The organism is Klebsiella sp. D-Nf1, from assembly GCF_002810515.1.
Lineage (GTDB): Bacteria > Pseudomonadota > Gammaproteobacteria > Enterobacterales > Enterobacteriaceae > Klebsiella > Klebsiella variicola.
In genome coordinates, this window is the sequence record NZ_PIOK01000002.1 from 306,034 (window position 1) to 320,059 (window position 14,026).

The window sequence follows — 14,026 nt, forward strand, 5'->3', positions numbered from 1 at the left end:
TGTCGTTTTTGTCCCGGCATGGCGGAATGTTCCCCGGGCAAAGCCCGGACCTCTCCCCAGGGGGAGGTCCGCATTGCTAAGCAATATTGCCGCTTAACGCCATTTCTTCATCATTACGCTCATTTCCCTTACTCTTCCTGCCGTTATCTTCCCCGTCTGAACCGGCTGTCTGTGTCCTTTGATAATAAGTTAACATATTGTTTTTAATTAATAACTTTAGTTTTTGGCCTGAAAATATAAAGTCAACGTCGTTTGCGTTTTTGCGAGCGTTAAATCTGTAAAACTAGATGTTTGTCGAGTTTTCATCTAAAAAGAGAGGGTGTGGGGCTGGACAAAACCATTGCGTGGTTATCAAATAGTTAAAAATTCTTGTAGTTTATGTTAATGCAAACAAATTATAAATCGTCAGCCCGCTTTATACGGTTAACTTGCGCTGTGGCGCACCTTACCTGGAGAATTTATGCATTCCTCTGTTAATAAAAACGAAAGCCGAACCTTTTTAGGTCATCCTTACCCCCTGGGCTCCCTGTTTTTCACGGAAATGTGGGAGCGTTTCTCGTTTTACGGCATCCGTCCCTTACTGATCTTGTTTATGGCGGCGACGGTGTACGACGGCGGGATGGGACTGGCGCGGGAGAACGCCTCGGCGATCGTCGGAATTTTTGCCGGCAGTATGTATCTGGCCGCGCTGCCGGGCGGCTGGTTGGCGGATAACTGGCTTGGTCAGCAGCGGGCCGTCTGGTACGGCTCTATCCTGATTGCGCTGGGGCACCTGTCGATCGCCCTGTCGGCATGGCTGGGCAACGACCTGTTCTTTATCGGCCTAATGTTTATCGTCCTCGGTTCCGGGTTGTTTAAAACCTGTATCTCGGTGATGGTCGGCACCCTGTATAAAAAAGGCGACGCGCGTCGCGACGGCGGTTTTTCTCTGTTCTACATGGGGATCAACATCGGCTCGTTTATTGCGCCGCTGATCTCCGGCTGGCTGATTAAATCCCATGGCTGGCACTGGGGCTTCGGCATCGGGGGGATCGGGATGCTGGTGGCGTTGGTCATTTTCCGCGTCTTTGCCGTGCCGTCGATGAAGCGCTATGACGCGGAGGTCGGCCTTGATTCCACCTGGAACAGCCCGGTGGCGAAAAAGAATGGCGTCGGAGCGTGGCTGCTGGCGCTGGCGCTGGGAGTGGCGGTGCTGGTCACGCTCATTAGCCTGGGCACGATCGTGATTAACCCGGTGGCGGTGGCCAGCGTGCTGGTCTATGTGATTGCCGCCTCCGTAGCGCTCTATTTCATCTGGCTGTTCGTCTTCGCCGGGCTGAATCGTAAAGAGCGGGCGCGCCTGCTGGTGTGCTTTATTTTGCTGGTCTCGGCGGCCTTTTTCTGGTCGGCGTTTGAACAGAAACCGACCTCCTTTAACCTGTTTGCCAACGACTACACCAACCGGATGATCGGTGATTTTGAGATCCCTGCGGTCTGGTTCCAGTCGATTAACGCCTTATTTATCATTCTGCTCGCGCCGGTATTCAGCTGGGCGTGGCCTGCGCTGGCGCGCAAAAACGTGCGTCCGGGCAGTATGACCAAATTCGTCATTGGTATCCTGTGCGCCGCGGCGGGCTTTGGCCTGATGATGCTGGCGGCGCAGAACGTCCTGAGTAACGGCGGGGCCGGTGTGTCGCCGCTGTGGCTGGTGGGCAGCATCCTGATGCTGACGCTCGGTGAGCTGTGCCTGAGTCCGATTGGTCTGGCGACCATGACCCTGCTGGCGCCGGAGAGAATGCGCGGCCAGATGATGGGGCTGTGGTTCTGCGCCAGCGCGCTGGGTAACCTGGCGGCGGGCCTGATTGGCGGTCATGTGAAGGCCGATCAGCTGTCGCTGCTGCCTGACCTCTTCGCCCGCTGCTCCATCGCATTGCTGATCTGCGCCGCCGTGCTGGCTGTGCTGATTGTCCCGGTCCGCCGGATGCTGGAGAACAGTCGGTCCAGCGCCGGGCAAAAATCCGTCAGCAACGCCTGACGCGCTCCTCAGGCCGGCCCTACGGGGCCGGCTTATTTTTTGCACGAAACCCGCCTCAGCAGAACAAAATCCGTTTTTCAGAATGCGCGATGTCCCATAACGTGAGCGTGTTCTTTGAAATTACGTCGCTTTCCGGTCCATAGTGTAGTCAGGTTTACTATGTGGTTAATATAAGGACACACCTATGCCAGCAGTCATTGATAAAGCATTGGATTTTATTGGTGGTATGAATACGTCTGAGCCAGTACCACAGTCTATGGATGAAAGTACCGCGAAGGGAATTCTCAAATATTTGAAAGAACTGGGCGTGCCCGCCACCCCGGCCGACGTCGCTGAACGCGGTCAGCAGCAGGGCTGGAGCGCCGGGTTTACCGACAAAGTGGCGGAATGGGCTGAACGGGTCGCCGCCGGCGAGCGGATGGTCATCAAGCATCCGGAATTCTTTTCCACCTATATGCAGGAGGAGCTGCGCGCCCTGGTGTAATCGCCGCGCATCCACCCCGCCTCTTCAGCTTAATGCCTTCCCCTATTGGGAAGGCATTTTTGTTACTGCCCGCGATAGCCGCCGCCCAGGGCTTTGATCAGGGTAATGTCGGTGCTTAGCTGCTGGGCCTCAATGTCCAGCAGCAACAGCTGCTGGACGAGGACCGCCCGGCGGGCTTCTTCGGCGGCGTAGCGGCTGAGCAGGCCGCGCTGATAATGGGCGCGAGCGCTGTCGGTGGTGGTCTGCGCCGCGGTGACTTTTAGCTGCTGCAGCGCACGCTGTTGGTTCAGATCGTTAAGCTGGCTGGAGCTGATGGCGACATCGCGAACTGCGTCCAGCACCGCCTGGTTGTACTGTTTGATCAGGATGTTGCTGGCGGTGCGCACCGACTGCAGATTAGCGTTCAGACGACCGCCGTCGAAGATCGGCAGATACAGCCCGGGCAGCAGGTTGATCTGCTGGAAAGAGGACTTAAACAGATCCCCGACGCTTAGGGCGTTATATCCCCAGAACGCTTTGATATCAAAATGAGGATAGAAGGCCGCTTTCGCCGCATCGACCTGGCTCAGGGAGGCGGTGACGTAGCCGCGCAGCGCCTGCAGGTCCGGGCGGCGGGCCAGCAGCTCGAATGAGAGCGATGGCGGCAGCGTCTCCTGGAGCGCCGGCAGCGCCACCGGATGGATGGCCGGCATGCTCTGTGCATCGGCGCCGATCAGCGCCCGCAGGGTTTCACGATACAGGGTCAGCGTTCCCTCGGCGCTAATGATCTGCTGGCGAGCGGCGAGCTGCTCGGCCCGGGCATTGGCCACATCCACACTGTCTTCCACGCCGCGTTGGGTCCGGTGCTCGTGGGCCGCTACCGAGAATTGGGCAATACCCTCCAGCTCCTGCAGCAGCGCGATTTTCTGGAACGTCGCCTGCATGGCGAAATAGAGTTGCGCCACGCTGCTGGCGATGTCGAGCTCAATGCCGGCGGTTTCCGCCAGCCGGGCATTTTTCTCGCCAATGGCGGCGGCGACCCGGGCGCGATCGGCTCCCCAGAGATCGATATTCAGCTGCGCCCCGACGCCAACGGTATTCAGCGTATACCAGGGACCGTTCTTATCCACCGGCAGGGAGTACGAGTAGGGCCAGCTAAAGGATTTGTCGGTGATCCGCAGGCGGTTTTGCGCCGCGACAGCGGTGGCCTGCAGGCCCATTGCCGACTGGGCGAGTTCCACCGTGGACTGCGACTGGGAGATGCGCAACCGGGCGGCCTGCATGGTCGGCGAGTTCTGCAGCGCCCGGTTGATCAGCAGGTTGAGCTGAGGATCATCATAGGCCTCCCACCAGCGGGCTGCCGGCCAGTCGCTGTTCGCCAGGTGGATCACCTGGGCCAGCTGGGCCTGCTGCGGATTGACGATGGCGACCTGGGAAGGCTCATCCTGGATCAGCGCGCAGCCGCTGAGCAGCGTCAGCGTCAGGGTAAAGAGAGTGACCCGCAGTCGCGCGGGGAAAGGAAGCATCATCATGACGTTTTAGCCTGTTGCTCAGTCGCTATCGGTGTCGGGCCCCAGTCGGGCAGGGTGGCCAGCGCGGCAGCCAGCGCCGGGCCAAAGGGGTTGCTGAGATCGGCGGCCAGCGTCCCGTCAGGTGCTGCCGCCTCCTGTTCGATACGTTCGGCGTAGCGCCGCAGCTGTTCGGCGCAGCGGGCCAGCGTCGGGTCTCCCGGCGCGGCGTTGAGCCGATAGCCTTCGCTGAGGCGGGCGATCTCCTCGGCCTGGGCGAGGGTGGCGCGCATCGGCCAGCCTTTCGCCTGGGGCCAGGGATGGGCCCAGGTGCCCAGCGGTTCAGCGCGAACCCGATGGAGCAGCGCTTCGCTGTCGGTGAAGGCGACAAACAGAGGGGCCAGCGGCACCGCCTCCTTCGGGGCGGCGAGACAGTCCGCCAGCCGGCGATAAAGCGCCGCAAGACGGGATTTCAGCTGTGGCGCTTCGCTGTCCGGCCAGAGATACAAATGGACAATGGAGGAGACCAGCACCCCGAGCAGGATGCCGAGCACCCGATCCCGCAGCTCGGTGAGGTTCGTCAGCGGGCCAAACCAGCTGAGGAAGGCCAGCGCAAAGGTGAAACCAATCTGGATCCCGGCGTAGGCGATACGCTCCGAGCCGGCGGCAATCCACGCCGCCAGCGCCAGCACCGGCAGGGACATCGCCAGCAGGCCCGACAGCGAATCGGTCCAGGGCTGGACAAAAACGATTAACAGCAGCGCCAGCAGGGTGGCGAGCAGCGCCCCGCCGATGCGTAGCCATGTCTTTTGCATCGTGGCGCCCAGCCCGGGCTGGGCGACGATGACGCAGCTCAGCATGATGGTGTGCAGCCCCTGCCAGTCGGCAGCGGTATAGAAGACATAGCAGATTAGCGTCGCCAGCAGGGTCTTGAGCGCAAAATGGAGATAAGCCGGGTTGCGCCAGGCATCCGGCGCCAGCAGGGGCGCCTTCTCCACCTCACCCTGCGGCAAGGCGACGGGCTCACCCTGCGCCAGCTGCTGCAGGAGGGTAGCCATCTCCTGCAGAACGGCGCGATTAATGCCACGACCGCTGAGCGTCAGGGGAGGAATAGCGCCGTCAAACTGTTCCTCGCTGAGGGCACTCTTCAGCTTCAGTACCGCCTGCGACAACTGCTGACGATCGTCGCTATCCGCCTCGTCCGCTTGCAGCAGCGCCGCCAGCTGGTAGCAGCGCAGGGTGGCGGCCAGCCGCGAGCGCCAGGCCTGCGGTTCGGCGGCTATCTCCGGCGTGGCCCGGCTGGCCTGGGCGAACAGCGACTGCAGCTGGTTGAACTGCGCGGCGGTCTCGCCGAAGGTCGGTGGCGCTTCATCGCCAGGAGCCGTCAGCCGCCGGGCGACCTCGTGCAGCATCCCTGCCAGGCGCGCCTTAAACTGGTTGCCGGGAAAGGCCTGCTGAAAACAGGCGTTGACCAGCAAAGTGACGAGGATCGCGGTGTTAATCGCCACCCACAGCCAGAGCAGCAGCCGCACCAGGATTTCGCTCTGACTGGTCATTGACGGGAAGGTCTGAGCGTAAATCACCGCCAGCGCCACCACGAAAAAAGCCAGTCCCAGCTTACCCAGCACCCGCATCAGGTAGATGGCGCAGAAAAAGAGCGCCACGGAGGCCGCCAGACGGATCAGCGGGTAGTCATAGGTCCACTTGATGATCAGCAGTACGCCGCCGAGCGCCACGGTGACGGTGACAAAAAAGACCACGCTGACCAGCTTGATCATCAACACGTTAGGCTGACTGACGTAGAACACGACGATCAGCGCAACGGCCAGGAAGGGGATCTGCAGGGTCATAAACAGGGTGATGAGCACCGCGCAGCTCAGCGTCAGGCGCAGCGTGTAGCTGGCGCGTCCTGGCGCGTCGCGCAGCTCCTGGCGTAAAAAATGGGCGAGAGGAAACATAGCGTCGCCCGGCTACGGCTGCAGCACGGCGCTGGCCGAGGCGCCCATGCGGAACAGCGCCGGATCGGGATCGCTGACGGCGATTTTCACCGGGAAGCGCTGCGAGACGTGAACCCAGTTAATGCTTTTCTGGATCAGCGGCAGCCCTTCGATGACGCTCCCGCCTTCGGGCAGGACCCCGGAGCCGACCGAATCTACCACGCCGTTAAAGGTCCGGTTGTGGTTGGTCATCACGGTGATCCGCGCCGCCACGCCGGGGCGCACGTTGTTCAGGTCGGTTTCGCGGAAGTTAGCGATCACATACCAGCGATCGTCATCCAGCAGGGTAAAGACTGGCTTCAGCGCCGAGGCGTACTGGCCGACGGTGGTTTTCAGCGCCACCACCACGCCGTTGAACGGCGCGCGCACTTCGGTAAATTCCAGATGCAGTTCAGCGAGGGCGATTTGCGCCAGGATCCCGGCGCGTTGCGCTACCATGGCATCCACGCCGGTCACGGCCGCCGAGGCCTGTCTGGCCTGCAGCAGCGTGGCCTCCAGCTCCGCCCGCGCCGCTTTCTCAGCGGTGCGCGCCTGATCGAGATCTTCCTGGGAGGCAAACCCCTGCGGCACCAGCGGCTCAAGGCGGGTGCGCGTGGAGGTGGTCTGCTTGACCAGCGCTCTGGCGCGCTCGACGGCGGCCGCCACCGACTGGGCGTTATACTCCTGCGCTTTGATGGTGCGCTGGGTCAGCATGATCTGCGCGTCGAGGGTCGTCAGCCGCGCTTTCGCGTCATCGAGCATCGCCTGATAGGGGCGGGGGTCGATGCGGAACAGCAGATCGCCTTTTTTCACCCGCTGGTTATCGCGAATGGGCATCTCCACGATGCGTCCGCTGACCTCGGGCACCACATCGATGGTATCGGCATAGACATAGGCGTCATTGGTCTCCGGCGAGGTTTGCAACTGCCAGATAACCAGGATCAGCGCCAGGATAGCGGCAAGGACCAGCGCCAGCAGAGGCCACTTTTTGCGTAACAGGGGAGTGCGGGAAGTTGTCATAAGCGATCAGTGAACAAAAAACAGAAACCACAGCAGCGTGGCGAACAGGAACATCAGCGCGACATAGCTGAAGACCAGGGGAGAAAAGCGTGGCTGCCAGCCTTTACGGGTAATCAGGATATGGCAGGGGATCAGTAAAAACGCCCCGCCCAATAAGCAGAAAAACCAGCCGGGGAACGCGGCGCCCAATACCGGGATCGCGGGCGAAAGTGAGCAGCCGGAAAGCGGTAAGACGAGCAGTAACCGCGCCGGGCGGGCGATGGTGGCAATATGATTCAATAGAGCATCCCTGAGTGATCATACCAGTGTGTGATGAGTGTAATCGCCTCGTTGCGGGAATGAAAGTCAACGGATCGCCGACTGCGGGATCCTTACCCGATGGGAAAGCATGATGTGAGGCGCCAATTCCCACGCTTACGCGTAGTCAGCCTCGACGTGTAGGACTATGCTTAGCCTGAAACATAAAAAAAGAACGAGGCAATGTCATGGATAAGGAATTACTGGAAGCGGGCTACCGGGCCTACACCGGAGAGAAAATCGACGTCTACTTTAATACGGCGATCTGTCAGCATTCGGGGAACTGCGTGCGCGGCAGCGCGAAGCTTTTTAACCTGAAGCGTAAACCGTGGATTATCCCGGATGAAGTGGATGTGGCAACGGTGGTAAAAGTGATCGATACCTGCCCGAGTGGCGCCCTGCACTATCGTCATAAATAAGCGAGGAGAAGATGGAAATACTGGAAGGGCACAACAAGTTTTATGTTAACGACGCGCAGGGAAACCAGGTGGCGGAAATTGTTTTTGTTCCCACCGGCGAACACCTCAGTATTATCGAACATACCGATGTTGATCCCAGCCTGAAAGGCCAGGGCGTGGGGAAACAGCTGGTGGCGAAGGTGGTGGAAAAAATGCGCCAGGAGCAGCGGAAGATCATCCCTCTCTGCCCGTTTGCCAAACATGAATTCGATAACACCCGCGAATACGACGATATTCGCGCCTGACGTACCGGCACCGGTGCCAGCCGGTGCGCTTTTCTCGCGCCATCAACGATCCGCCGGATCGCGCTGATGGGAAAAGCGGCGGATCAGATCCGGGAGATGCTCGCGCCGCATCGGCGGTGAAAACAGATAGCCCTGGAAACGGTCAATACCCAACGATTTTAACTGCGTAAACTTCGCCAGCGAATCCACCCCTTCCGCCACACAGCGGCTGTCGCTTAACTGGCAGTAGTAGGCCAGGCTTTTTATCAGCGCAAGCGCCTTTGGATCGTGCTGGGCGTCGTTGACGATGCTCATATCCAGTTTATAAGCATTGAAGTGCAGGCGACGCGCCGGAAAAATGACGCTCCCCTGAGAAAAGCAGTCGTCCAGCATCACCCGCACGCCAGCACGTTGCAGTTCCTCCACCTGGGCGGTGGAGCGGCTCTGACGGCGAAAATCGATGGTTTCAGCATATTCCAGTACCAGCCTTTCCACGCCCTCTGTCTGCCGGAGCTGCTGGCGAGCGGCTTCCACCATCCGCAGCAGGCTATCGCTGGCGGCGAGCGAGGAAGGAATATTGACCGAAAAATAGAAAGTACCCGGATGCTCATTAATATTCTGCACGGCCTCCTGCAGGACAAAGGCCGTGAGCAGCAGCCAGGCGTAGTCGGCGCGGAACTGCGGCAAAAAAGCCTGCGGGTGGAGAACCTGGCCGCGGTGGCGCCAGCGGATCAGGATCTCCACCCCCTGTAGCTGTGAGCGACTATCGACGATAGGTTGAAAAACCGGGAAGACCTGGCGATCGTGGATCGCTTGTACCCATTCCTGTTCAAACGCCGACAGTGAGCTGGCGGATGAGCGCGGTAGCAGCGTGCGCGGAAAGCGGGGGGCCAGATGCGGGTGATATTCCACCAGCTTTTTCACCCCGGCCAGCCGCTGGGTGTAGAGCGTTTTCTGGCTCAATCCGAGACGCCGGGCCTGCTCGCCTATCGTCTGCCCTTGCAGCAGGGCGAGGATCACTTTGAACTCAGCATGGCTCAACCCGGCGGCTCGTTTGTCGTGGAGCAGGGCGGCTTCACTGGCAAGCCGCTCAAGTCGCGGTGCGTTCTCCAGCCGATCGGCCAGCTCCGTGCAGGACAGATCGGCGGGGGCGGTATGGACGTTGCGCAGACGATCCGGATGACTCACCTGATAAAGCAGCGTTTGCCACAGCCAGATGGCCGGGCTGCGGCTCAGAATCAACATCGGTAACGGCTGCAAGGCCTGGTCGAGCAGCCTTGCCGCCTGGCGCAGCGTGGTGAGCATCCACAGGGGATCGTCAGGGAGAAACACCACGATCCGCTTCACGGCGGTCAGCTCCCGGAGGGACACGCCCTCGACCGGCAGCTCAACGGGCCGCTTCGCGGCGTTCAGCATCAGCTGGCTCAACCCGCGGGCGGCCAGCGAGCAGGGTGAGAGGATATAATCGGTCATCATTGATAGACAAAGGTGATGCCGATGATCGACTGCACGTTGCCGGCGGTGACCTGGCCTGTGGTCCGGGCATAGGTTGCCGTGAGGCCGAGATTAACTGGCGAGGTACTGACGGTGCCCAGCGAGACCGTGCTGTTCGCCGGCACGGCGCTGCCGTTGCGGGTCAACTGAACGCCTATCCCCTGCGCCGGCGAGGCGGAGGCGGTATTGGTGAAGATCGCGTTGGCGCTATCCGCGGTGGTGCCGGAGAGGTAATACCCCAGCTGCTGGCTTTGCGCGCAGTGCACGGTGAGCGGCACGGCCATCGATCCCGGGTAGTCGGGGAGGGTGACGGTGACATCGCGGGCGGAGACATCGCAGCCGCCGGTGGGGACCACCACGTCGTTGTTGGCGTAAATGTTCCAGATGAACTGGAAGGAGTCGCTATTGTAGTTGTTGGTCTGATGCAGGATCAGCACCGCGATTAACGATCCTGCGGTGATCGCCACCCCACCGGCGGTGCTGACCGGCGTCAGATACAGAACGGTGGGCCAGGGCTTATCGGTCCGTGAATCGTAAACCACCCGTGCCGTTTCCGTGGTGGTCGGGAAGGGGTAAGAGGTGCCGTTATATTTCACGGTGCCGGAGAAACTCGACAGCACGCCGCCGTAGGCGGATCCGCGCTGCAGGGTGACGTAGTCAGTGATCGTTTCCGGATAGTCGTTATGGCAAAAAATCTGCGTGGAGAGGTCGACCACCAGGTTTTGCCCGACGTTAACCGCCGGTGTCAGATTAACGTAGACGTTGGCTGACCCGCCGCCTATGGGGATCGTCGCCCCGGTGGCCGTTTTGCAGGCAAAGGACCAGGCGTTCATCGACCAGCCCAGCAGTAGCAGGGTGGTGAACAGGGGGATAATTTTTTTCATCATGATGCTCTCCTGGCTCAGGCGTAGGTATAGGTGACGTTAATCACCGCCTGAATGGTGCCTTGCGTGGCGCCGCCGTTGACGGACAGGGCTCTAACCTGCAGCGGGAAGCGAGCGGACTGGCTGGCCTCATCCACCTGTACCGACTGGCTGCTGCCATTGTTCAGCGTGGTGCCATCCTCGCTCTGCAGTTCGAGCTGAATATTGCCCGCCGTTCCCTGGTTTTTGTAATAGCCGGTGCTGTCCGCCGTCCCGCTGAAGGTGGCCTTCACCCGTGAAGTACCCACGGGGCAGTTACTGAGATCCAGCGCCACGCTGTGCCAGGCCGATGCCGAGCCCGCGCCGATCAGGCTAAAGGTATAGAGATCGCCCAGCTCGACGGTGGCATTGACGGTGGAAACCGTGCAGGGTCTGGCCACCACCTTCCCGTTGACGGTGAGGGTGACGTCGGCCGCCCGCAGGGAAGCGCTCGCGGTTAACAGGCCGGCCAGCAGCCAGCCCACGTGGGTCCATTTCATTTCAGCCTCCGCTTACTGAAATTCCAGCGTGAATGTCGCTGTCGCATTGACATGCCCGGCGGTGACGGGCACCTGAGTGGCCATCAGACGGGCGTAAAAGTTGAGAATGTTGGTCTGGCCCGGCGTCAGCGTGGTCCAGGACATGGCTGACGACGGCGCATTGACCGGCAGCCGGGACTGCTGCTGATCGAGAATTTCCACCCCCATTCCCGCCGCCGCCGAGGCGCCGACATCGAGTTTTAACAGGCTGGTGTTGACGCTGTCCGCCACGCCGGTGAAACCGACCTTCACCGCGGTGACGGAAGTGCCGCAGGGCGACAGCACGATGCGGAACGGCACCGGCGTCGTCGTCGCCCCGACGGCATAAAACTGCTTCGCGGCGTTGTCCTGAAAATCGACGGTGAAATCCTTCGACTCGCCGGCCACTGCGCAGGCGTTGTCGCGCACATAGCCGCTGATGGTGATCGTGCTATCGGCAGCGAAGGCAAACGGCGTCACCAGGGTGAGCAGGGCGCCCAGCAGATACTGCAGTGTTTTCATCATGATCTCCTTAGCGGCACGCGGCCGACAGCTGGCTGAGCGCCTGCTGCTGACTCTCCGGCGGCAGACGATAATCGGCCACGCACTGAGCGTCCGGGCCATCGCCCCATTTCACCCGCACCTTGCCCGCCAGCGGCATCCCGCTCAGGTAGACCTGGCCGTTATCCGCGACGATGCTGCCGCTCTGGTTGCTGTCGCCGGTGGCGAGGGCGCCAAACGGCACCGGTTTGCCGCGATGGGTCAGTGTCATCAGGATCTTCATCCCCACCTGCGCGTTAAAGTTGGCGCGGACGATCGCCCCATGGGTGGGCACCACGCTGACCACTGCATCATCAAGGTCGACATTGTCTGCCAGGGTGTTGGTGTCCAGCGCGATCCGGTTTTCGCGATACTCGGTGGCATAGGGCAGGACGGCATACCCGCGCCAGTCGGTGCGTACCCCGGTCTGGTTTTCCACTTTCACGCCGCCAGCGCCGGGGGCTTTCACCAGCACCACGGTATCGTTCAACGGCTGGCTCAGGGTGATGCCGTTGGCGTGCGCCAGCACGCCGCCGCTGACGCCGTAGTAGAGCTGTTTAAAGCCATCGCTGCGGCTATAGCCGACGTTGGCGTTGCCGTAGCCGCCGCGGTAGTTGAGCGCGGTATAGCCTGTGCTCCCGCTGTCGCCGTTGCCGCCGCCGGCATAGCCGGTCTGCACGCTATAGCTGAGGTTGTTGTCTTCCAGCAGGGTGCCGTACAGGCCCGCCAGATTGGTCATGCGGCCATTGAGATCGTGCGAAAGGCTGTAGCTGGCGCTGGCGTGCCGCCAGACCGAGCGGCTATCGGAACGCAGCCAGTGGCTGAAGGGGATATTGACGTTGACCGCCAGCATCTGATCGCGCCCTTGCTGCCAGGCGTTTTTGGTCAGACTGTAGCTTAGCGACCAGTTGATATCGTTTACGGCGGCGTTGAGGCCGGCCTGCAGTTGCTCATCGGCATCGTCGGTACCCCAGTAGGTCTGGTGGCTGCCGCTCAGATAGAGGGTGGCGGTGCGCCCCAACTGCTGGGTCACGCTCAGCTGCACCTTGCCGCGCTTGCTGTAAGCCAGATTGTAGTAGTCGGTAAATTTGGGTTTCACCTGGATAACGCCGTCCTGGGTTTCCACGCTGTAGCCGCTCATCCGGCGGTAGGTGGTATCGGCAAAGTTATAGTAGCCGCGGGTGGAGTAGCGGTAGCCCACCAGCTGCAGGTTAGTCCCGGTCTCATCCAGGGATTTGTTATAGAGAAAACGCACCGACTGCCCCTGATGCTCGCTGTCGTCCGCCAGCGTGGCGTTGGCCTGGGTGATATCCAGCGACAGGGCGCCGAAATAGCCCATATTTTTCCCCACCCCAAGGTTAAAGGCGCGATAGCGGTCCGCCAGCTGAGTGCCGCCGTACAGGGTCCAGCCCGCCGGCAGGCCATGCATGGCCGTACTCTGGAAAAAATCGGGCGTCTCCTGCTGGCTGTTGCCGCTGCGGTACTCCCCGGCGGTGAGGGCGAAGCGGGTATGGCCTTCACGCTGCAGCACCGGCACCGTTGACCAGGGCACGCTGAAGACCTGGCGGGAGCCATCCGCTTCTTTAATCGTGACCTGCAGATCGCCGCCATTGCCCGCGGCGTAGAGATCGTCGATGGTAAACGGCCCCGGTGGCACCGTACTCTGGTAGATTTCATAGCCGTTTTGCCTGATTGACACCTGCGCCGTGCCGCGGGCGATCCCGTGGATCACCGGCGCGAAGCCTTTCTGGCTGTCCGGTAGCATATTGTCGTCCGAGGCCAGCTGGGCGCCGCGGAAATTGATCCCGTCGAAGACATCGCCGTTGGTATAGCTGTCCCCGAGGGTGAGTCGCGAACGCAGAGGCGTGATGTCCCGCTCAAGCCAGCTGTTAACGTGCTGCCAGCGGTTTTCACTGGAGGAAGCGCTGCCGCTGCCGCTACTGTAGCTCCACGTGCTGTTATCGCGCAGACGCCAGGCGCCAACGTTCAGGCCGCTCTGCAGATTCAGATAGGCGTAACGGCTGCTGCCACCCGTGGTGTTATGGACGTTATTGCCCGTGAAGTTATAGTTAATCAGCCCGGCGGTGATACCGTCATCCCACAGCTCCGGCGGAATATAGCCGCGCGCGCGGGTGCCCATAAATGCCTGAGGCACGGTGAGATACAGACGCTGTTGGCCAACGTCAAAGCGCGTAGTGGCTTCGCTGATAAGCGTCGTTAGCGGCACGCAGGCTGCGCTGTCCAGCGTCGCCATGCCCGGTACCCGACCGGTATCCACGCCCATGCTCGCCAGCTGGCCGCGCGTCAGACAGGGTGACATACCATGGCCCTGCGCATCCGCCTGGAAAGTGACGTCCCGGGTGGTCATAAAACCATTGTTGAGATAAATATCGACGCGATAGGTGCCTGGAGGCACCTCCTGGCCTTTTTCAAATCCCGACAGGTCAGCCACCGCCGCCGGATCGTCAGCTAAAAAGCGGGGGTTAAAATAGAGGTCCGCCCGCGCGGCAAACGGCAGTGAGCAGAGCCACAGCGTCAGCGCCGGAGTAATCAGGCGCCGGGCGCTTCGGCAACCCCAATGGTCCAGTCCATATTTTCGATGTGACATAATC

General features: G+C 60.9%; 13 protein-coding genes. 4 read left to right on the top strand and 9 right to left on the bottom strand.

The window, feature by feature from the left end:
• Positions 1–460 precede the first annotated feature (460 nt).
• Both CWM54_RS11490 and CWM54_RS11495 read left to right on the top strand, forming a co-directional pair.
• Positions 461–2,014, top strand: a complete 1,554-nt coding sequence (locus tag CWM54_RS11490) for a peptide MFS transporter (RefSeq protein WP_100697139.1) — start codon at positions 461–463, stop codon at positions 2,012–2,014.
• 184 nt (positions 2,015–2,198) lie between these two features.
• Positions 2,199–2,498 carry a DUF1889 family protein gene (locus CWM54_RS11495; protein WP_061153372.1) on the top strand — a complete coding sequence of 100 codons (300 nt, stop codon included), beginning with the start codon at positions 2,199–2,201 and terminating at the stop codon, positions 2,496–2,498.
• A 62-nt stretch (positions 2,499–2,560) separates the two neighbouring features.
• Here the strand turns inward: CWM54_RS11495 and CWM54_RS11500 are convergent, their stop codons facing one another.
• From CWM54_RS11500 to CWM54_RS11515, 4 genes are read right to left on the bottom strand one after another with little or no spacing between them, the layout of a single operon-like run.
• A complete protein-coding gene (locus CWM54_RS11500) occupies positions 2,561–4,009 on the bottom strand; it encodes an MdtP family multidrug efflux transporter outer membrane subunit (protein ID WP_100680723.1) in 1,449 nt (482 codons plus the stop codon).
• Positions 4,006–5,943 (bottom strand): multidrug efflux transporter permease subunit MdtO, encoded by a 1,938-nt coding sequence (mdtO, locus tag CWM54_RS11505; protein ID WP_100680724.1) that lies wholly within the window; start codon positions 5,941–5,943, stop codon positions 4,006–4,008. The genes CWM54_RS11500 and mdtO overlap by 4 nt, the downstream gene beginning before the upstream one ends.
• A gap of 12 nt (positions 5,944–5,955) precedes the next feature.
• On the bottom strand, positions 5,956–6,981 hold the full coding sequence (gene mdtN / locus CWM54_RS11510; RefSeq protein ID WP_008806390.1) for a multidrug transporter subunit MdtN: 1,026 nt from the start codon (positions 6,979–6,981) through the stop codon (positions 5,956–5,958).
• A 6-nt stretch (positions 6,982–6,987) separates the two neighbouring features.
• Positions 6,988–7,260 (bottom strand): YtcA family lipoprotein, encoded by a 273-nt coding sequence (locus tag CWM54_RS11515; protein ID WP_008806389.1) that lies wholly within the window; start codon positions 7,258–7,260, stop codon positions 6,988–6,990.
• Between the two features lie 206 nt (positions 7,261–7,466).
• Here CWM54_RS11515 and yjdI point away from each other — a divergent pair, with 206 nt between their 5' ends.
• Both yjdI and CWM54_RS11525 read left to right on the top strand, forming a co-directional pair.
• The gene (gene yjdI, locus CWM54_RS11520; RefSeq protein ID WP_012540613.1) at positions 7,467–7,697 is read left to right on the top strand and encodes a 4Fe-4S mono-cluster protein YjdI; all 231 of its coding nucleotides are present in this window, start codon (positions 7,467–7,469) and stop codon (positions 7,695–7,697) included.
• 11 nt (positions 7,698–7,708) lie between these two features.
• Complete coding sequence (locus CWM54_RS11525; protein WP_002916201.1) at positions 7,709–7,981, top strand: GNAT family N-acetyltransferase; 273 nt, start codon at positions 7,709–7,711, stop codon at positions 7,979–7,981.
• Between the two features lie 42 nt (positions 7,982–8,023).
• Here the strand turns inward: CWM54_RS11525 and CWM54_RS11530 are convergent, their stop codons facing one another.
• Genes CWM54_RS11530 through CWM54_RS11550 form a run of 5 tightly spaced genes read right to left on the bottom strand, consistent with a single transcriptional unit; the run spans position 8,024 to position 14,022 of the window.
• Complete coding sequence (locus tag CWM54_RS11530; protein ID WP_100680725.1) at positions 8,024–9,436, bottom strand: EAL domain-containing protein; 1,413 nt, start codon at positions 9,434–9,436, stop codon at positions 8,024–8,026.
• On the bottom strand, positions 9,433–10,338 hold the full coding sequence (locus tag CWM54_RS11535; RefSeq protein WP_012540615.1) for a fimbrial protein: 906 nt from the start codon (positions 10,336–10,338) through the stop codon (positions 9,433–9,435). Before CWM54_RS11535 ends, CWM54_RS11530 begins: the two co-directional genes overlap by 4 nt.
• Before the next feature lie 17 nt (positions 10,339–10,355).
• Positions 10,356–10,841 (bottom strand): fimbrial protein, encoded by a 486-nt coding sequence (locus CWM54_RS11540; protein WP_074194464.1) that lies wholly within the window; start codon positions 10,839–10,841, stop codon positions 10,356–10,358.
• Between the two features lie 27 nt (positions 10,842–10,868).
• Positions 10,869–11,396 (bottom strand): fimbrial protein, encoded by a 528-nt coding sequence (locus CWM54_RS11545; RefSeq protein ID WP_100680726.1) that lies wholly within the window; start codon positions 11,394–11,396, stop codon positions 10,869–10,871.
• A 10-nt stretch (positions 11,397–11,406) separates the two neighbouring features.
• Positions 11,407–14,022: a fimbrial biogenesis usher protein gene (locus CWM54_RS11550; protein ID WP_100697141.1), complete on the bottom strand. Its 2,616-nt coding sequence runs from the start codon at positions 14,020–14,022 to the stop codon at positions 11,407–11,409.
• Between the last annotated feature and the right edge of the window lie 4 nt (positions 14,023–14,026).

Excerpts from the sequence above, each read along its gene's own strand:
- CWM54_RS11490 (WP_100697139.1), top strand. The coding sequence starts at position 461 with ATGCATTCCTCTGTTAATAAAAACGAAAGCCGAACCTTTTTAGGTCAT.
- CWM54_RS11495 (WP_061153372.1), top strand. The coding sequence starts at position 2,199 with ATGCCAGCAGTCATTGATAAAGCATTGGATTTTATTGGTGGTATGAAT.
- CWM54_RS11500 (WP_100680723.1), bottom strand. The coding sequence starts at position 4,009 with ATGATGATGCTTCCTTTCCCCGCGCGACTGCGGGTCACTCTCTTTACC.
- mdtO (WP_100680724.1), bottom strand. The coding sequence starts at position 5,943 with ATGTTTCCTCTCGCCCATTTTTTACGCCAGGAGCTGCGCGACGCGCCA.
- mdtN (WP_008806390.1), bottom strand. The coding sequence starts at position 6,981 with ATGACAACTTCCCGCACTCCCCTGTTACGCAAAAAGTGGCCTCTGCTG.
- yjdI (WP_012540613.1), top strand. The coding sequence starts at position 7,467 with ATGGATAAGGAATTACTGGAAGCGGGCTACCGGGCCTACACCGGAGAG.
- CWM54_RS11525 (WP_002916201.1), top strand. The coding sequence starts at position 7,709 with ATGGAAATACTGGAAGGGCACAACAAGTTTTATGTTAACGACGCGCAG.
- CWM54_RS11530 (WP_100680725.1), bottom strand. The coding sequence starts at position 9,436 with ATGATGACCGATTATATCCTCTCACCCTGCTCGCTGGCCGCCCGCGGG.
- CWM54_RS11535 (WP_012540615.1), bottom strand. The coding sequence starts at position 10,338 with ATGAAAAAAATTATCCCCCTGTTCACCACCCTGCTACTGCTGGGCTGG.
- CWM54_RS11545 (WP_100680726.1), bottom strand. The coding sequence starts at position 11,396 with ATGAAAACACTGCAGTATCTGCTGGGCGCCCTGCTCACCCTGGTGACG.
- CWM54_RS11550 (WP_100697141.1), bottom strand. The coding sequence starts at position 14,022 with ATGTCACATCGAAAATATGGACTGGACCATTGGGGTTGCCGAAGCGCC.